At 75.4% G+C, this 17,820-nt stretch carries 17 protein-coding genes; 10 read left to right on the top strand and 7 right to left on the bottom strand.

Annotation, left to right across the window (positions count from 1 at the left end; translation table 11 throughout):
* Both AC068A_RS28270 and AC068A_RS28275 read left to right on the top strand, forming a co-directional pair.
* A partial coding sequence (locus AC068A_RS28270) for a MerR family transcriptional regulator (protein ID WP_478589073.1) occupies nt 1-525 on the top strand: 525 nt, incomplete at its 5' end.
* Nucleotides 522-1,370, top strand: a complete 849-nt coding sequence (locus AC068A_RS28275) for a hypothetical protein (protein WP_478589074.1) — start codon at nt 522-524, stop codon at nt 1,368-1,370. The genes AC068A_RS28270 and AC068A_RS28275, both read left to right, overlap by 4 nt.
* Here AC068A_RS28275 and AC068A_RS28280 read toward each other — a convergent pair.
* Nucleotides 1,357-2,802 carry an RNB domain-containing ribonuclease gene (locus AC068A_RS28280; RefSeq protein ID WP_478589075.1) on the bottom strand — a complete coding sequence of 482 codons (1,446 nt, stop codon included), beginning with the start codon at nt 2,800-2,802 and terminating at the stop codon, nt 1,357-1,359. The two genes, AC068A_RS28275 and AC068A_RS28280, sit on opposite strands and share 14 nt — an antisense overlap.
* Before the next feature lie 120 nt (nt 2,803-2,922).
* Here AC068A_RS28280 and yaaA point away from each other — a divergent pair, with 120 nt between their 5' ends.
* The gene (gene yaaA / locus AC068A_RS28285) at nt 2,923-3,723 is read left to right on the top strand and encodes a peroxide stress protein YaaA (RefSeq protein ID WP_478589076.1); all 801 of its coding nucleotides are present in this window, start codon (nt 2,923-2,925) and stop codon (nt 3,721-3,723) included.
* Nucleotides 3,724-3,864: 141 nt separating this feature from the next.
* On the opposite strand, the gene AC068A_RS28290 is transcribed toward yaaA, so the two are convergent.
* Nucleotides 3,865-4,614, bottom strand: a complete 750-nt coding sequence (locus AC068A_RS28290; RefSeq protein ID WP_478589077.1) for a bifunctional DNA primase/polymerase — start codon at nt 4,612-4,614, stop codon at nt 3,865-3,867.
* A gap of 385 nt (nt 4,615-4,999) precedes the next feature.
* Here AC068A_RS28290 and ddaH point away from each other — a divergent pair, with 385 nt between their 5' ends.
* Nucleotides 5,000-5,830, top strand: a complete 831-nt coding sequence (gene ddaH, locus AC068A_RS28295; RefSeq protein WP_478589078.1) for a dimethylargininase — start codon at nt 5,000-5,002, stop codon at nt 5,828-5,830.
* Nucleotides 5,831-5,893: 63 nt separating this feature from the next.
* On the opposite strand, the gene AC068A_RS28300 is transcribed toward ddaH, so the two are convergent.
* Entirely contained in the window at nt 5,894-6,904 is a 1,011-nt protein-coding gene (locus AC068A_RS28300; RefSeq protein ID WP_478589079.1) for a small ribosomal subunit Rsm22 family protein, read from the bottom strand.
* Between the two features lie 32 nt (nt 6,905-6,936).
* Nucleotides 6,937-8,310 carry a multidrug effflux MFS transporter gene (locus AC068A_RS28305; protein ID WP_478589080.1) on the bottom strand — a complete coding sequence of 458 codons (1,374 nt, stop codon included), beginning with the start codon at nt 8,308-8,310 and terminating at the stop codon, nt 6,937-6,939.
* A 109-nt stretch (nt 8,311-8,419) separates the two neighbouring features.
* On the opposite strand from AC068A_RS28305, the gene AC068A_RS28310 reads away from it, so the two are divergent.
* The 3 genes from AC068A_RS28310 (at nt 8,420) to AC068A_RS28320 (ending at nt 10,700) form a co-directional block, all read left to right on the top strand.
* Nucleotides 8,420-9,190: an SDR family oxidoreductase gene (locus AC068A_RS28310; RefSeq protein ID WP_478589081.1), complete on the top strand. Its 771-nt coding sequence runs from the start codon at nt 8,420-8,422 to the stop codon at nt 9,188-9,190.
* An 89-nt stretch (nt 9,191-9,279) separates the two neighbouring features.
* Nucleotides 9,280-10,146 (top strand): PhzF family phenazine biosynthesis protein, encoded by an 867-nt coding sequence (locus tag AC068A_RS28315; protein WP_478589082.1) that lies wholly within the window; start codon nt 9,280-9,282, stop codon nt 10,144-10,146.
* On the top strand, nt 10,143-10,700 hold the full coding sequence (locus AC068A_RS28320) for a GNAT family N-acetyltransferase (protein WP_478589083.1): 558 nt from the start codon (nt 10,143-10,145) through the stop codon (nt 10,698-10,700). The genes AC068A_RS28315 and AC068A_RS28320 overlap by 4 nt, the downstream gene beginning before the upstream one ends.
* A gap of 114 nt (nt 10,701-10,814) precedes the next feature.
* Here the strand turns inward: AC068A_RS28320 and AC068A_RS28325 are convergent, their stop codons facing one another.
* From AC068A_RS28325 to AC068A_RS28335, 3 genes are read right to left on the bottom strand one after another with little or no spacing between them, the layout of a single operon-like run.
* Nucleotides 10,815-11,705 (bottom strand): heme ABC transporter ATP-binding protein, encoded by an 891-nt coding sequence (locus tag AC068A_RS28325; protein ID WP_478589084.1) that lies wholly within the window; start codon nt 11,703-11,705, stop codon nt 10,815-10,817.
* Complete coding sequence (locus AC068A_RS28330) at nt 11,702-12,835, bottom strand: FecCD family ABC transporter permease (protein ID WP_478589085.1); 1,134 nt, start codon at nt 12,833-12,835, stop codon at nt 11,702-11,704. The genes AC068A_RS28325 and AC068A_RS28330 overlap by 4 nt, the downstream gene beginning before the upstream one ends.
* A 1-nt stretch (nt 12,836) precedes the next feature.
* Nucleotides 12,837-13,880, bottom strand: a complete 1,044-nt coding sequence (locus tag AC068A_RS28335) for a heme/hemin ABC transporter substrate-binding protein (RefSeq protein ID WP_478589086.1) — start codon at nt 13,878-13,880, stop codon at nt 12,837-12,839.
* A 113-nt stretch (nt 13,881-13,993) separates the two neighbouring features.
* On the opposite strand from AC068A_RS28335, the gene AC068A_RS28340 reads away from it, so the two are divergent.
* The 3 genes from AC068A_RS28340 to AC068A_RS28350 all read left to right on the top strand — a co-directional run bounded on the left by AC068A_RS28340 (nt 13,994) and on the right by AC068A_RS28350 (nt 17,729).
* Entirely contained in the window at nt 13,994-15,448 is a 1,455-nt protein-coding gene (locus AC068A_RS28340; protein WP_478589087.1) for an HtaA domain-containing protein, read from the top strand.
* A 64-nt stretch (nt 15,449-15,512) separates the two neighbouring features.
* Nucleotides 15,513-17,006: an HtaA domain-containing protein gene (locus AC068A_RS28345; RefSeq protein ID WP_478589088.1), complete on the top strand. Its 1,494-nt coding sequence runs from the start codon at nt 15,513-15,515 to the stop codon at nt 17,004-17,006.
* A gap of 24 nt (nt 17,007-17,030) precedes the next feature.
* Nucleotides 17,031-17,729, top strand: a complete 699-nt coding sequence (locus tag AC068A_RS28350) for a PhzF family phenazine biosynthesis protein (RefSeq protein WP_478589089.1) — start codon at nt 17,031-17,033, stop codon at nt 17,727-17,729.
* The last annotated feature ends 91 nt before the right edge of the window (nt 17,730-17,820 follow it).

A 17,820-nucleotide genomic window follows, 5' to 3' on the forward strand; every position in this document is an offset into this window, starting at 1 on the left:
GGAGGCGGGGAGGAGTTCTGGGAGAGTCCAAACCCCACTCTGTCCCGGAGGGGGCCCTCCCTCGGGGCCCGCCGCCTCCGCCCCCCCGTGTTACGCCCCCCCCCCCCCGCCCCCCCCGAGCCCGTCTCCCCGGCCCTCGCAGCGCTGCTCGCCAAGGCCCCCGAGACCGGGTCGCCGTCGGCAGCGCTCGACCGCGAGCACCTGACCCTGCTCGACACGGCGGGCGGCGGCGGCGCCGAGCTGTACGCGGCGCTCGGCTCGCTGGCCGCCGACCCGGCCGTCCTCGACCTGTACCGGCGGCTCGACGACCTCGCCGACGCGCCCGTCGACGACCCGCGGATCGCCCCGCTCGCCGCCGAGCTCGTCGCGGCCGTCCCCGACGAGGTGTTCGAGGCGATCCCGAAGAGCGGCCGGGCGGCCGTCGCGCCGGGCTTCGCCCAAGCCCTGCTCGCCGAGTACGCGCCGGCGCAGGCAGAGGTCGTACGGCTGGTGATGGAGGCGTTCACGGAGAGGGGACGGGCATGAGGCGGGTACGGGCGGCGCGGATCGCGGCCGGAGCGGTGGTATCGGCCGAGCTGCTGCTGGTGCTGTTCCCCGCAAGCGGCGTGCGGTTGCCCGGCCGGGTGGCCGCCACGGCCGAGGTGCTCGTCGCCGCGGTGCTGCTGTTCGAGGTGTGGGTGCTGCGCTCGCTGTACGCCGCCGAGCGCGCCCGGGGCGCCGACCGCGGCGAGGCCGGGCGGGCCGCGGTCCGCGCCGTGGTGCCCGCCGCCGCGCGCCGGCTGCTGCTGCACGAACTGCGGGCCATGGCCTCGCTCGTACGGTGGGCGCTGCGCCGCCCGCCGCAGGCGGTGGGGGCCGGGGACCTCGCCGCCCGCTACACCGGGCCCCAGACCGCCATGATGTACGGCTTCCTGTTCGTGTCCGTCGTCGAGACCGTCGTGCTGGCCCTCGTCATCCCGTGGCCGGCCGTGCACCGGGTGCTGCTCTTCCTCGACGTGTACGGGGTGCTGCTGATCCTCGCCATGCACGCCGCCTGCGTGACCCGGCCGCACGTCGTCCGCGGCGACGGATCCCTGCGGCTGCGCTACGGCGCCCTGTTCGACCTGGAGGTCCCCGCGGACGCGATCGCCTCGATCCGGGTGGACCGGCGCTTCCCCGAGGGCCGGCTGGTGCAGCTCGGCGGGGACGGCGTACTGGACCTGATCGTCGGCAGCCAGACCACGGTCACCGTGGAGCTCGGCCGGCCGCTGCCCTTCGTCCGGCCCCTGGGCGCCCGCGGCGAGGCCTTCGGCCTGCGCTTCCACGCCGACGACCCGGTGGCGCTCGTCGCGGCGGTGCGCGCCCGCCGGGAGGCCGCTACGGCACGGTGAAGAGGAGCTTGTCCTCCCCGGGGTGTCCGGGGTCCGCCCGCTTGAGCGTGGCCCGGACGCTCGCGCCGAGCACGAGGGCCGAGGCCGAGGTGACCTTGCCCAGTACGGCGGGGTCCGCCAGGTGCACCTTGCCCTGGCGCGGCCTGTCGAACTCCTTGTCGGTGTCGACGACCGTGGCGTCGAAGACCTCACCCACCCGGTTCATGAGCACCGCCGCCTCCACCAGGTCCACGGACCGCCGGTCCACCTTGCCCCCCTTCCCCCGGGCCATGACGTTCGGCAGGTCGTCCAGGGCCGCCTGCACCCACCCCGGCGGGGCCTGGTCCGCGCAGGCGGCCACGCACAGCTCACCGGCGAACCGGTCGACGAGGCGCCGCAGCGGAGCCGTGCAGTGCGTGTACGGCGCCGCGATCGCCGCGTGGAGCGTGAGCGCAGGGAGGTGGTGGTCGCGGAAGGGCGTGTAGACGGACTTCTCCAGCAGACCGGTGGCCTCGTGGAGGAAGGCCGCGTGCTTCTGGTCCCGCGGATCGAGGCGGCGGATCAGCTCGGCGTACGAGACGTGGTGCGGCCAGTCGACGTGCAGGTCCTGGGCGATCAGGCGCAGTCGCGTGACCTCGTGGTTCGGGGCCGGCGGCTGGGTCCGCAGGATGCCCGTACCGCTGTCCAGCATGATCCGGGCCGCGGCCATACCGGTCATGAGGGAAATCTGCTCGTTCCAGCCGTCCACGGGCAGCGCTGCCCGGTAGCTCAGCCGGAACGCGCCGTCCTCGAAGGCGACCTCCTGATCCGGCAGGGGGAGCGAGATACCGCCGCGGGCTGCCTCGACGGCCTCCCGCAGCGTGCCGATCTCGCGCAGCAGGGCGACGGACTCCTCGGCCGTGCCGGCGTCGATGGCCTGCTGGACGCCCGCGTAGTCGAGTTTGGCCCGGCTGCGGACCAGGGCCCGGCTCACGTGGGAGTGCGTGACCTCGCCGTGGGCGTCGAGGTCGTGCCGCCACAGCAGGGCGGGCACCTTCCGGTCCGGCAGCAGACTGGCCGCGCCCTCGGAGATCACGGGAGGGTGCAGGGGCACCTTGCCGTCGGGGAAGTACAGCGTCTCGACCCGCTCGCGGGCCTCGGCGTCCAGCGCGTCGCCGGGCGCGACGAAGGCGGCCACGTCGGCGATGGCGTAGTGCACGCGGAAGCCGCCGGGCCGCCGCTCCAGGTACATGGCCTGGTCGAGGTCCTTCGACGCCGGCGGGTCGATCGTGAAGAACGGCAGGTGGGTGGCGTCCGCGTCGGGCAGCCGGGGCGCGGCTGCGGCGGCAGCCGCCGCCTCCAGCACGGGCGCGGGAAACTCCGCGGGGACCTGCAGCGCCGTCCGCAGCTTCTGCAGGGCGGCGCGCAACGCGGCCTCGGCCGCATCGGACATGTGCATCGGGCGGCGTCGCATGCCCCGAGCGTAGGGCGGCGGATCCGCCCCGGCACGGTGAAGCGGTCCGTTCGGGAGGGCCTACGCTGGCATGTCGGGGCCGCACCCCCGCGCTCGTACGCGAAGAAGGAGAAACACACCGTGCTCGTGTTGCTGCCGCCGTCCGAAGGAAAGGCCGCCGGCGGCTCCGGCGCACCCCTGCAACCGGAGACGCTGTCGCTGCCGGGCCTGGCGGAGGCGCGGGCGGCCGTGCTCGACGAGCTCGTCGAGCTGTGCTCGGCGGACGGGCCGAAGGCCCGCGAGGTGCTCGGGCTGAGCGAGGGGCTCCGGGGCGAGGTCGCGAAGAACGCCGGCCTGCGGTCCGCTGCGGCCCGGCCGGCGGGCGAGGTGTACACCGGCGTGCTGTACGACGCCCTGGGGCTCGGGGATCTTCCGGCCGAGGCGCGGGCCCGGGCCGAGCGGTCGCTGCTGGTGTTCTCCGGACTGTGGGGCGCCGTCCGGGTGACCGACGCCATCCCCTCCTACCGCTGCTCGATGGGCGTCAAGCTGCCCGGGCTGGGCGCGCTGGGCGCGTACTGGCGGGCCCCGATGGCGGAGGTGATGCCCGAAGCCGCCGGCGACGGGCTCGTCCTCGACCTGCGGTCGGCGGCGTACGCGGCGGCGTGGAAGCCGAAGGGGGAGATCGCGGGGCGCACGGCGACGGTGCGGGTGCTGCACGCGCAGATGGTCGACGGCGTCGAGAAGCGGTCCGTGGTGAGCCACTTCAACAAGGCGACCAAGGGGCGGCTGGTCCGGGACCTGCTGGTCGCCGGGGCCGTGCCGGCCGGGCCGGCGGAGCTCGTGGCCGCGCTGCGGGACCTGGGGTATGCCGTGGAGGCCGAGGCCCCCGCGAAGCCCGGCAAGCCGTGGTCCCTCGACGTGGTCGTCACCCGGATCCACTGACCGCGGGTCCGGCCGGCGGGGCGGGGTGCCGCTGCGCGGAGCTGCTCCCCGCCCCGCCCTTTCACCGTGTCCCGGGGCTCCGCCCCCGGACCCCGGTTCGGGCGCTGCGCGCCCGGTGCGCCCGAACGCCGCGCCGGCGGATCAGTGGTGCAGGGGCCAGGGTGCGGTTGCGGGGGTCCGGTCGGCGGAGCCGGCGTATTCGGCGCAGGCGTCCGTGAGGGTCTCCAGCAGCGTGAGCGGATCCGGCAGCGAATGCTCCATCCCCCGGACCCAGGTCACCGCGTGGTCCCCCGGCAGCACCGCCGGCGGCACCAGCACGTAGCTGCCCCGGCAGTGCCACCGCAGCCCGGGGTGCTCGTCCATGGTCTCGGGGTGGCAGTCCAGCTCGCAGGGCCACCACTCGTCTTCGTCTTCGGGGGTACCGCGCGTCGCGGTGAAGAAGAGCATGCGGGCCTGGTCGCCGGTGCCGCCGGATTCGGCGACGGGGCCGACGTCGATGCCGGCGTCGAGGAGCCGGCCGAGTGCGCGGGTTCCGGCTTCGAGCGGGACGTCCAGGACGTCGTGGAGCATGCCGGTCGCGGTGATGAAGTTGGCCTGGGGCTGGTTGCGGGCCCAGCGTTCGATCTGTGCGCGGTCGGTGGTCGACTGGGTCTGCCAGGCGAAGGAGAGGGGGTGCCGCGCGGGGGTGGGACAGCCGATGCGGTCACAGGAGCAGCGGTAGCCGGCGGGGTGGGCGGCGGGGGCGAGCGGCAGGCCGGCGGCGGCTACGGACAGCAGGAGCACCTCGCGTACCCGGGCGGGGTCTTCGGGCGAGGGTTTCGGGCGCCGGCGCAGCCACTGCGAAATCCTGCTCTGCTCACCGCGTTTGACGCGGCCGGACTCGGACCCCATCGAACCCCTCACCTCACCGTTGGCCACCGGCAGACCCTCACATCGTCCCACCATCCTGAGGTCCGGGTGACCGCTCTCCCCCACCGGGGGGTGGGGGTGAAGAGTGTGCGAACGGCGGCCGAACGGCCGGAAAATCCCCTTATACCGTCGGAAATCAGGCGATTGTTTTCCGCCGCCCGCGGTCCGGTGGGCTTGCGGTGACCTTCGCCACCCCGGCCCGCGGGCGCGGGGACCCGGCCCCGGAGCCCGGACGGCGCTCCGGTTCCTGCTGCCCTTTCGGACACATTGCCAACCGAAACATCTCGTCTTTGAGTCATTCCGCGAACCACCCGGACAGTTCACTGCGCGGTCTCCTCGGTGGAGAGACGATTCTCTCCACAAGTCCGTGAGTCGTGAGGAGCCTTCTTTGCGCAGAGACGCCACACCCCGGCGCTACCTGATGTGCCCACCGGCACACTTCAAGGTCACGTACTCCATCAACCCGTGGATGGATCCCACGAAACCGGTGGACCTGCCCCTCGCACACGCCCAGTGGGAAGACCTCAGGGACCGCTACCTCTCCCTCGGCCACACCGTCGAGACGCTGGAGCCGGACCCCGGGCTGCCCGACATGGTCTTCGCAGCCAACGGCGCCCTCGTCATCGACGGCCGGGTGCTCGGCGCCCGGTTCGCCCACCCGGAGCGGGCCCCCGAGGCGGAGATCCACCTCGACTGGTTCCGCTCCCACGGCTTCCGGGACGTCCGCGAGCCCTCCCACGTCAACGAGGGCGAGGGCGACTTCGCCGTCACCGCCAGCTGGATCCTGGCCGGGCGCGGCTTCCGATCCAGCCCGCTCTCGCACGACGAGGCCCAGGAGTTCTTCGGCCGTCCGGTGATCGGCCTGGACCTGGTGGATCCGCGCTACTACCACCTGGACACCGCGCTGTGTGTGCTGGACGGCGACGAGGTGATGTACCACCCGGAGGCGTTCTCACCGGGCAGCCGGGCGGTGCTGCGGCGGCTGTTCCCGGACGCGCTGCTCGCCGACGACCGGGACGCGGCGGCGCTCGGCCTGAACGCGGTGTCGGACGGCCGCCACGTGCTGCTCCCGCAGGCGGCGGCGGGGCTGCTCGAGCCCCTGCGCGACCGCGGGTTCGAGCCGATCCCGATGGACCTGGGGGAGCTGCTCAAGGGCGGCGGCAGCGTGAAGTGCTGCACCCAGGAGCTGCGGACGTAGCCGCCGCGGCCGCGGCTTCGGCCGCTCCGGCGGGGTGCGGCTACGGGGCGGCGGGGGGCGCGGCTACGGGGCCGTGGGGTCGGCCGGGGGCCACTCCTGGCCCCACTCCGCGTCCCGGGCCGCCTTGTACAGGCCGCCGTGGCGCTTGGTCACGGTGGACCGGGTCAGCCCCTCGTCCTGCGGGCCGCACAGGTCCAGCAGGACGAGCCCCTTCCGGATCTGCGGCTTGCGCGTGATCCGGGAGGGAGCCGGCTCCGCCGGGAACCGGGTCGCGGCCACGTAGCTGAACTTCTCGTCCTCGTACGCCAGGGAGCCGCCCTTGACCTGCCGGTGCAGGGAGGACCGGCTGACCCGCGCCGAGAAATGGCACCAGTCCTGCCCGACCTCGATCGGGCAGGTCCCGTCGTGCGGGCAGGGCGCGGCGACCCGCAATCCGGCCTCGATCAGCTGGTCCCGGGCCTCGCGGATGCGCAGGTACCCCTCGGGCGTGCCGGGCTCGACCAGCACGACGGCCTGTCCGGCCCGGGCCGCCTCGGCGACCACGGCCCGGCGGGCGTCGGGCGTGAGCTCGCCCAGGACGTACGACACGGTCACCAGGTCGGCCTCGGGCAGGGTGATCCCGGAGCCGATGACGGCCCGGCGCCACTCGGCGGAGCGCAGCACCGGTGAGCCGGAGGCCCCGGCCAGTTCCCGGCCGAGGGCGAGGGCGGGTTCCGCCCAGTCGAGGACGGTGGTCGTGCGCGGGCCGTCCCAGGTGGCGTCGACGGCCCAGGTCGCCGCGCCGGTGCCGCCGCCCACGTCCACGTGCGAGGACGGGGCCCACCGGGGTGCGGCCGCGGCGAGTCCGGCGAGGGCGCCCCGTACGGCCTCGAAGGTGGCCGGCATCCGGTACGCCGCGTACGCCGCCACGTCGGAGCGGTCGCGCAGGACGGGCGCGTCGGTGGGCGTGCGCCCCCGGTAGTTGGCGATCAGCCGCTCGACGGCGGCCGCGGCCTGCTTCGGCGGGATCCCGTCGAGCAGCCCGGCCAGTGCGGACCGGAGGTCTTCGGCGGTGGTGGGGGCGGAGGCGTTCACCTGCGAAGTTTACGGCGCGCCGGGCGCCGGCCTCACGCGTCGCCCGGCGCGGAGGCCGTACCCGCGCCCGCCGCGGAGGACGTACCCGCGGCCGGTTCCGCGGCGCCCGCCGGCTGCCGGCTCTGCCAGGGGCGGCTCATGCCCAGCAGACAGGCCAGCGCGAGCAGCGCGCACGCGACCTGGACCACCGCCATCGGCACGGCCGTGTCCTCGCCCGCGATCCCGACCAGCGGCGAGGCGACCGCGCCCACCAGGAACGAGGCGGTGCCGAGCAGGGCCGAGGCCGATCCGGCGGCGTGCGGGGTGCGCATCAGGGCCAGCGCATTGGTGTTCGGCAGCACCAGGCCGAGCGCCGACACCAGCACGAACAGTGCGGAGGCGACCGGGACGAGGCCGACCGGCCCGAACACCCCGGTGGACATCAGCAGCAGCGCCGCGGCGGCGGCGGTGACCACGGTGAGCCCGCCGGCCAGCACCTTGTCCAGGCTGACCCGGCCGACCAGCAACTTGCCGTTGATCTGCCCGGCGGTGATCAGGCCGACCGCGTTCAGGCCGAACAGCAGGCTGAACGTCTGCGCGGAGGCCCCGTATATCTCCTGCACCACGAAGGGCGAGGCGGATATGTACGAGAAGAGGGTGGCGAAGGCGAAGCCGCCCGCCAGGGTGTAGCCGGCGAAGACGCGGTCGGCGAGCAGCCCGCGCATGGTCCGCAGCGCGTGGCCCACGCCGCCGGTGTGCCGCCGGGCGGGCGGCAGGGTCTCGCCGAGGCTGCGCCACGCCACCAGGGTCAGGGCGAGTCCGACGGCGGCGAGGACGACGAAGATCCCGCGCCAGTCGGCGAACAGCAGCACCTGGGCGCCGATCAGCGGGGCGACGATGGGCGCCACGCCGGAGACGAGCATCAGGGTGGAGAAGAAGCGGGCCATTTCGACCCCCTCGTAGAGGTCGCGGACGACGGCGCGGGCGATGACGATCCCGGCCGACCCGGCGAGGCCCTGGAGCAGGCGGAAGGCGATGAGCAGTTCGGCGCTCGGGGCGAGGGCGCAGACGGCGGTGGCGAGGACGTAGAGGGCCATGCCGGCCAGGAGGGGGCGGCGGCGCCCCCACTTGTCGCTCATCGGGCCGATCACGAGCTGGCCCACCGCCATGCCGGCCAGGCAGGCGGTGAGGGTGAGCTGGATGGTGGCGGCCGGGCTGGACAGGACCGAGGCGACCTGCGGCAGGGCCGGCAGGTACATGTCCATGGACAGCGGCGGGAGGGCGCTGAGGCCGCCGAGCACGAGGGTGACGAGCAGTCCGGTGCGGCGTGCGGCGGGGGCTCGAGGGGCGGCGGCGGGCGGGGGAGCGGAGGGCGTCGGGGGCGACGGCTCGTGCGAAGGGGCCGTCGCGGGGCCTGTCTCCGGCATGCGGGACTCCTGTCTCTTCCGTCGTCTTTTCACACCCCTGACCGCCCCATGCTCTCAGCTGGCGGAACGTCCGTGGACGGCCGCGGCATGTGACGTACCCTGCGGGCCCATGGACGCAAGTGGGAAGAAGACCGCCGTCGTCACCGGGGCCGGCTCCGGCATCGGCCGTTCCGTCGCCCTGGCCCTCGCCGGCGCCGGCTGGGCGGTGGCCGCCGCCGGCCGCCGTGTCGAACCGCTCCGGGAGACGGCCGAGGCGGCCGAGGCGGCCGGGCCCGGCGCGGACATGCTGTGCGTACCGGCGGACGTGAGCGATCCGGACGACGTGGCCGCGCTCTTCGCGGCGGTCCGCGAGCGGTACGGCCGACTCGACCTGCTGTTCAACAACGCGGGCACCTTCGGCCCCGGCGGCGTCCCGCTGGAGGACCTCCCCTACGAGGCCTGGCGCTCGGTGGTCGACGTCAACCTCACCGGGGCCTTCCTGTGCGCGCAGGCGGCGTACCGGCAGATGAAGGAGCAGGACCCGCAGGGCGGCCGGATCATCAACAACGGCTCCGTCTCCGCGCACGTCCCGCGGCCGCACTCGATCGCGTACACGGCGACCAAGCACGCCGTGACGGGCCTCACCAAATCGCTGTCGCTGGACGGGCGCCCGTACCGGATCGCCTGCGGCCAGATCGACATCGGCAACGCGGCCACCGAGATGACCGAGCGGATGCAGCAGGGGATCCTCCAGGCCAACGGGCAGCTGGCGGCGGAGCCGGTGATGGACGCCGCCGACGTGGCCCGCACCGTGGTGCACATGGCGCAGCTGCCGCTGGAGGCGAACGTGCAGTTCGCGACGGTGATGGCGACGGCGATGCCGTACATCGGGCGCGGCTGAGCGGCGGACCGCGAACGGCCGGGGAGCGGGCGGGATCCGGTCGGAGAGGGGCCGGGAATGGCCCGGCCCCGGACCGGGTTGAGGCGATCATGACGACTGAGGTACTCAGCTACACCGCCTTCTCCGACGACCCGGCCGGCGGCAACCCGGCCGGGGTCGTGCTCGACGCGAGCGCCCTCGACGACGCCGCGATGCTCCGGACCGCCGCCGGGCTGGGCTACAGCGAGACGGCGTTCCTGACCGCCCCGCCGCCCGGGCTGGACGGTGCGCCCGGCCGGGCGTTCACCCTGCGGTTCTTCAGCCCGAAGGCGGAGGTGTCCTTCTGCGGGCACGCCACGGTGGCCGCCTCCGTGGCCCTCGCGGAGCGGATCGGCCCGGGCGAGCTGGTCTTCGCGACCCCCGCCGGCACCGTTCCCGTCTCGGTGACCGAGACCGGCGGCGGGGGCCTGCGGGCCGTCCTGACCAGCGTCGCGCCGCACACCGAGGAGATCGCGGACGCCGACCTCGCCGAGGCGCTCGCCGCGCTGGACTGGCCGGCGGCCGACCTCGATCCGGCGTTCCCGCCGCGGATCGCCTTCGCCGGAGCCCGCCACCTGGTGCTCGGCGCGGCCACCAGGGCCCGCCTCGCGGACCTCGACTACGACTTCGCCCGGCTGGAGGCGCTGATGCGCCGCCTGGACCTGACCACCGTTCAGCTGGTGCACCGGGCGGGCCCGGACGTCTTCCACGTCCGCGACCCGTTCCCGGTCGGCGGCGTCGTCGAGGACCCCGCCACGGGAGCGGCGGCCGCGGCCTTCGGGGCGTACGCCCGCGAGCTCGGACTCGTCCCCGAGGAGGCCGTGCTCACCCTCCACCAGGGCGAGGACATGGGCCGCCCGGGGGTCCTCACGGTGGAACTGCGGGCGGGCGACCCGCGGGTACGGGTCGGCGGCGCCGGCGTCCGGATCCCCGGATGAGGATCGTCACCCACCCCGAGGCGGACTTGCCGGCGGAGCTCGCGGCCCAGGTCGCCGAGCTGGAGGAGCAGGCCTGGCCCGGCTCCCGCCCCGGCCACGATCCGGCGCTCGCCCCGCGGGTGATGCTGCTGCTCGACGCGGCGGGGACGGTGGCCGCCTCGCTGGCGCTGCTGTACAAGCCGGTCCGGCACGCGGGGCGCACGTACCGCGCGGCAGGGCTGAGCGCGGTGGTGACCCGGGAGGCGGCGCGGGGCCGCGGCCACGGCGGCCGGCTGGTGGCCGCGGCCCGGGCGGCGCTGGCCGCCGACCCGGCCGTGGACGTGGTCCTGTTCAGCTGCGACCGGCCGCTGGCCGGGTTCTACGAGGCGGCCGGCTTCACCCGGCTGCCGGGCGCCGTCCTGGTGGGCGGCACGCCCGAGGAGCCGCTGGCCACCGACGCCCCCGGGTTCGACAAGGAGGTCCTCGGGGACTTCCCGGCCGGGCGCGCCGAGGCGGCCGCCTTCGCGGGGACCCGGATCGGCCTGTACCCGGGGCTCGTCGACCGCCTCTGGTGACGCCGCCGCCGGTACGCCCATGCCGGCGGTGCGTGCGGAAGGGCCCCGGACACGGTCCGAGGCCCTTCCGCGTGGCGGCCGGGCGGTGCGCCCCGCCGGAAGGTCAAGCGGAAGTCAAGCCGAAGTGGCCGTCCGTACGGTGGACCGGTCCGCGTCGCGTACGGGGAGCACGAGCGGAATCCCGGATTGCGGATGTGGCAGCACCTCCACGGGCTGCCGGTAGACCCGGCCGATCAGATCCGCGCGCAGCACCTCGGCAGGCGGGCCGTCCGCCGCGATCCGCCCGCCCTCGAGGACGGCGATGCGGTCGGCGTAGGCCGCGGCGAGGCCCAGGTCGTGCAGGACGGCGACCACCGCGTCCCCGGCCGCGGCCCGCTCCCGGCAGATCCGCAGCACCAGTTCCTGGTGGCGCAGGTCCAGGGCCGCCGTCGGCTCGTCGAGCAGCACGAGCGGGGCCTGTTGGGCCAGGACGCGGGCCAGCGCCACCCGGGCCCGTTCGCCGCCGGACAGCGCGGTGAAGGAGCGGGCGGCGAAACCGGAGACCTCCGTGGCGGCCATCGCCCGGGCCACCGCCTCCTCGTCGGCGTCGGCGTCGGCCACGCCGGTGCCGGCCCAGGGCGCGCGGCCCATCGTCACGACCTCCGCCACGGTGAACGGGAAGGAGAGCTCGGCCGCCTGCGGGAGCACGGCGCGGCGCAGGGCCAGCTCCGAGGCCGCCCATTCGCCCGCCGGGCGACCGCCGATCCGTACGGTGCCGGAGTCGGCGGGCAGGTCGGCGGCGAGCGCGGCCAGCAGTGTGGACTTGCCGGCGCCGTTCGGGCCGACCAGGGCCAGCACCTCCCCGGCCCGGGCCGCCAGGTCGATCCCGGCCAGCACCTCGCGCCCGCCGAGGCGGACGCGCAGGCCGGCGGCCTCGGCGACGGCGGTGCCGGCGGGGAGGCGTTCGGGGACGGTGGGCCGGCGCCGCCGCAGGAAGCGGAAGCCGGCGGATCCCGAGATGCTCATGCCCAGCCTCCTTGCCTGCGGCGGGTACGGCGCAGCAGCCAGAAGAAGAACGGGCTGCCGATCAGCGCGGTGAGCACCCCGAGCGGCAGCTCCGCCGGGGCGGCCGCGGTCCGGGCGGCGAGGTCGCCCGCGAGCAGCACCGCCGCGCCGGCCAGGGCGCTGCCGGGGACCAGGAAGCGGTGGCCGGGGCCGTTCGCCATGCGCAGCAGGTGCGGGACGAGCAGCCCGACGAAGGTGATGACGCCGGCCACGGCGACCGCGGCCGCGGTCAGCAGGGCAATGACGACGATGAGCGCGAGCCGCAGCCGCTCGACGTCCACGCCCAGGTGGCGGGCGGACCGCTCGCCGAGGGAGAGGAGGTCCAGCCGGCGGGCGTAGCACGGGGCGAGGACCAGTCCGGCGGCGGCGCAGGGCAGGACGGCGAGCACCTTGGGCCAGGTGGCCTGCGCGAGGGAGCCGAGCTGCCAGAAGGTGATCTGGTTGACCTGGCCGCTATCCGCGAAGAAGACGAACAGGCCGATGAGGGCGCCCGCGAAGGCGTTGACGGCGATGCCGGTGAGGACGAGGGTGACGACCTCGGTCCGGCCGCCGGTCCGCGACAGCAGGTACACGGCGCCGACCGTGATCAGCCCGGCGGTGAACGCGCAGACGGTGACGGTCCAGTTGCCGAGGAAGCCGAGGCCGAGGCCGATGGCGGCGACCGCGCCGACGGCGGCGCCCGCCGAGATGCCGATGACGCCGGGCTCGGCGAGCGGATTGCCGAACACCCCCTGCATCAGGGCTCCCGCGCACCCCAGGCTGGCTCCGACGAGCAACGCGAGGACGACGCGGGGGAGGCGTACGTTCCACAGCACGCTCTCGCCGACCCGGTCGAGCGCGGCCCCGCCCAGGCCCAGGCGGTGCTGTACGGAGCCGATCACGTCCCCGAGGGGGATCTCGTACGCCCCGACCCCGGCGGAGACGAGCGCGAGCAGGACGAGCAGGGCGGCGAGCCCGGCGGTCAGCCGGCCGCTCCGGCCCCTGCCCCTGCCCCCGCCCGACGGGGTGGCGACCACGGGGGTGTGCGCGGGTACGGCCGGGGCTGTGGGTGCCGCCGTCTCGGCGGCGGGTTCCGTGGTGCGGTCGCCCATATCAGGCCTTGCCGTAGAGCTGGCTGATGAGCGAGGTGAGCACCTGGTCGGTGCGGGGCCCGTAGTTGAGGAGGACGCCGTCGTCGATGCTGATCACGCGGCGGTCCATGCCGGCCGGGGTCTGGGCGACGCCCGGGATCTTCACCAGGCCGTCCGGTCCGCCGACGGACTCCAGGCCCTTGGACATGACGAGGAGGGCGTCGGGCGCGGCGGCCGCGAGGGCCTCGCTGGTGATCGGGGTGAAGTCCTTGCCGAGGCCCGACTCCTTGCCGGTGTCGACGGCGCCCGCGGCCTCCAGCAGCGAGGACGCCCCGGAGTCCGAGCCGCCCATCAGGTACACGGACGCGGAGCCGCGCAGGTACAGGAAGGCCACCCGGGGCGGCTTCCCCGGGGCGGCCTGCGCCGGGACGGCCGCGCGGGCCGCGGCGATCCGCTCGGCGGTGCGCTGGTTCAGCCGGGTCCCGGCGTCCTTGACGCCCAGGGCGGCGGCCACGGCGTCGATCCGCCGGGGTACGTCGTCCAGGGACTTGGCCGGGGCCACCACGAGCAGCGGGATGCCGGCGTCGCGGATCTGCCGGATCGCCTCGGCGGGGCCGGTGGTGGTCTCGGCCAGCACCAGCGTGGGGCGCAGGGACAGCACGCTCTCGGCGGAGACCTCGTGACCGCGGGTCACCACGGGGAGCTGCGCGGCCTGTTCGAAGGTGGCGGTGATGTCGCGGGCGACGACCTGCGGCCCGAGGCCGAGGGTGTGGACGATCTCGTTGAGGCTTCCGGTCAGCGGTACGACGCGGTCGGCGGAGATGACCGTCACCTGGCCGCCGTCGGCCGAGGGCACGGTCACGGGGAGGGCGGGCGCCGGGGCGGGGGAGAGCGGTTCCACCCGGTCCGGGGGCGCGGCTGCGGCGTTGCGGGCAGACGGGCCCGCGCCCGGGGAGTCCGTGCTCGCGCAGCCGGTCAGGGCGGCCGCCGCCAGGGCGCAGAAGGCGAGGGCGAGGCGGCCGGGGAAGCGGCGGGGGAAGGGGGTGGCCGCGGCGGGCGTAGGCACGAAGGCACCGTCCTGGTCGTCCGGCTGATGGTCCGTCGGGTGGGGGTTCCACTCCCGACCGGGATAGCTTAGGTTAGCCTAACCTTACTGACCAGGTCCTGGAGGGGACATCGATGCCCGCACGACCCGTCCGCCCCTTCGCCGTCGCCCTGCTGGCGACCCTGGCGGCTCTCCTGGCGGCCCTGCTCCCCGCCGCCGGAGCCCACGCGGCGAGCCGTACCGTGCAGGGCGGCAGGCTCGACTGGGGCATCAAATCGTCCTTCCAGGGTTACGTCACCGGCCCGGTCGCAAAAGGCGGTTTCCAGCTGAAGAACGGCGCCGCCACGGTCGGCGGCAGCCTGTTCCGCTTCCACTCGGCGACCGGCTCCTACGACCCCGACACCGGCGCCTTCGAGGCGGCCTTCAGCGGCGGCGTCGCCTTCCACGGCCACCAGAAGCCCGACGGCGGCAACGAGCTGGACCTGACCATCAGCCGGCCCGCCGTCCGGATCGAAGGAGGCAGCGGCACCCTCTACGCGGACGTCGTCGGCAAGGCCAAGGACACCGGCCGGGTCACCACCCGCTCCCGGGTCCCCTTCGCCACCCTCGGCCTCGGCGGCATCAACATGAAGGGCGGCGGCAGCCCCCTCGCCCTCACCAACGTCCCCGCCACCCTCACCGAACAGGGCGCCCAGGCCTTCGCCGGCTACTACCCGGCCGGCACCCCGCTCGACCCGATCACGCTTTCCGTCGACGTCCGGTCCGCCCCGGCCGCGGCGTCCCCGCCGTCCCCGAGCGCCGCGGCCGGGGCCTCGCCCGGCGCGCAGACCCCCGCCGGCCAGGGCGCGTTCGCCGACGCGGCCGTCGACTGGGGGGTGCGGCGCACCTTCCGCGAGTACGTCACCGGCGCCGTCGGCCAGGGCAGGTGGACCCTCGCCGAGGGCGCCCGGGACGGCGGGGCACTGTTCCGCTTCCCGCAGGGCAAGGGCGTGTACGACGGCCAGAAGGGCACCCTCGACGCCGCCTTCGCGGGCACGGTCCACTTCACCGGCGCCCACCTCGACCTCAAGCTCGGCAAGGTCGCCGTCAAGGTGGAGGGCGGCAAGGGCGTCCTGACCGCCGACGTCACCACGGGCGGGGCGACGAAGACCGCCGTCCCGCTCGTCGAGTTCGACGCGGCCGGTCTGAAGACCGAGGGCGCGCTCGCCACCCTCACCGAGGCCCGGGCCACCCTGACCGAGGGCGGCTCCCAGGCCTTCAACTCCATGTACAAGGCCGGCACCGAGATGGACCCCGTCTCGCTCGCCGTCGCCCTCGACGCCACCGCCCCTCTGCCCGCCCTGCCCGACCTGGGCTCCGCCCCCACCACGCCCGCCCCGCATTCCACCGCCTCCCCGGCCGCCGGGCCGTCCCCCGCCGCACCGTCCGGCGGGCCGTCGGACGCCGGGCTGTACGCCGCCCTCGCCGCGGCCCTCCTGGTCCTGGCCGGCGGCGCCGCCTGGCTGCTGGTGCGGCGGCTCCGTACGCGGGCGGCCGCCTCCGGCGAACAGCCGGACCACCCTGAGCCGGAACAGCCGGGCCACCCCTGAGCCACCGTCCTGCACGCCGAATGCGGCTGCATGCCACCCCCCTTCCCTTCAGGAGAACCAGCCCATGTCCTCATCCACCCGCCGCCGCTCCACATCCCTCGCGGCGGCCGTCGTCACCGCCGCCGCGCTCGGCGCCACCGCCTTCGCCCTGCCCGCCACGGCCGTGGGCGCCGCGCCCGCCGTCCCGGCCGCCGCCACCGCCTCCGCACCGCTGCCGATCGTCAACGGCACCCTCGACTGGGGCGTCCTGGCGCGCTACCGGGCGTACGTCATCGGCTACGCCAAGGGCACGGTCACCCCGGCCGACGGCGCTGCGCTCAACCCGGACGGCGCTTTCCGCTTCACCTCGGCCACCGGCGCGTACGACAAGGACGGCAGCCATGTCCTGACCGCCGCCTTCAAGGGCAGCGTCACCTTCGAGTCCACCGCCCACGGCTTCAAGGTGACCCTCGCCAACCTCCGCATCGACACGGGCACGAAGAAGCTCACCGCCGACGTCACCAAGAACGGCACGCTCACCCGCGACGTCCCGCTGGCGAGCGTGGCCTTCACCGGCCCCGCCATGGACAAGCTCGCCACCACCCTCACCAAGGAGGCCGCCGACCAGCTCGGAGCCGCCCAGTACGAGGGCATGGCCGGCGACCCGCTGACCGTGGTCCCGGAGTTCGCCAAGCCCGCCCCGTCCTCGCCGCCCCCGTCCTCGCCGTCCGAGCCGACCGTGCCCTCCCCGTCCGCGCCGAGCGGTGCGCCCACACCGACCCTCGCGCCCTCGCCGGGTACGAGCTCCCCGGCGTCCTCCGGCCCGCAGCAGCTGCTCGGAGGCCGGCTGACCTGGGGCGTGAAGGAGTCCTTCCGTACGTACGTGGTGAAGGGCGGCGGCTCCGTCACCCCGGCCGGCGGCGCGATGGCCGCCGGCAACACCTTCTCCTTCGCCTTCGGCAACGGCGAACTCGACGCGGCCAAGCAGAAGCTGAACGCCTCCTTCGCGGGCAGCCTCCGCTTCCAGCGGCCCGACCACCGCATCGACATGACCTTCACCAACCTGCGGGTCAACGCCGAGGGCAAGAAGGGCACCCTGGTCCTGGACGTGAAGACGCCCGAGGCGACCAAGTCGGACATCCCCTTCGCCACCCTCGACCTGTCCAAGGCCGAGTACCGCACCACCGGCGGCGTGCTCACCCTGGCGTCCGTCCCGGCGGCCTTCACCGCCGAGGGCTCCGCCGCGCTCGGCGCCCCGAGCCCCGACTACGCCGCGGGCAAGCCCACTGACCCGGTCACCCTGTCGGTCACCGTCGACAAGGACGCCGTCCTGCCCGGCACCGCGGCCACGACGGGCCAGACCGGCGGCACCACGACGGGCGGCACCACCGGCACCACCGGCAGCACCGGAACCGGCAGCACGGTAGGCGGCGGCACCGGCGGCTCCACCGGCGGGAACCTCGCCGCCACCGGCGCCGACGTCCCGGCCGGGGCGCTGCTCGCCACCTCCGGCGCGGCCGTTGTGGCCGGCGCGGGCGCCCTGTCGCTCGCCCGCAGGCGGCGTACCGCCCGCCCCTGACCCGGGCCGTGTTTGAATGCCCGCGTGAACGATCTCGACGTACTCAGGGTCTTCTGCGCGGGTGACGGCCGGTTCGGCAACCTGCTCGGTGTCGTACGCGACGGCCGGACCTGCCCCGACGACGCGTCGCGGCAGGCCCTGGCCGCCGAACTCGGCTACAGCGAGACGGTGTTCGTCGACGACCCCGAGCGCGGGGTCGTCGACATCCGCACCCCCGGCACGCGGATGTCCTTCGCGGGGCACCCGCTGGTCGGGGTCGCCTGGCTGCTGGACATCGAGGAGCTCCAGCCGCCGGCCGGCGAGGTGTGGGCCCGGTACGACGGGGAGTTCACCTGGATCACCGCCCGGCCCGAGTGGGTCGAGGGCAAGCGCACCGAGCAGTACGCGACCCCCGCCGAGGTCGACGCGCTGCCCGCCCCGCCGCCGGGCGAGGGCTGGCTGTACGCCTGGGCCTGGGAGGACGAGGCCGCGGGCCGGATCCGGGCCCGCGGCTTCCCGCGGCGCCCGGACGGGGTCATCGCCGAGGACGAGGCCACGGGTTCGGCGGCGGTCCTGCTGACGGCACAGCTGAACCGCGCCCTGAACATCACCCAGGGCGCGGGTTCGCAGATCCTCACCGCCCCCGGCCCGGACGGCACCGTCGAGATCGGCGGCCGCGTCCGCTTCGACGCGCCGCCCCGGGCGGGATGGGCGCAGGGCCGCATGGGCGGTCCGGTCCGCTGAGGTCGGACCCGGGGGGGGGGGGGGGGGGGGGGGGGAGGGGGGGGGGGGGGGGGGGGGGGGGGGAGGGGGGGGGGGGGGGGGGGGGGGGGGG

It is taken from the genome of Streptomyces sp. NPDC043854, assembly GCF_056436005.1.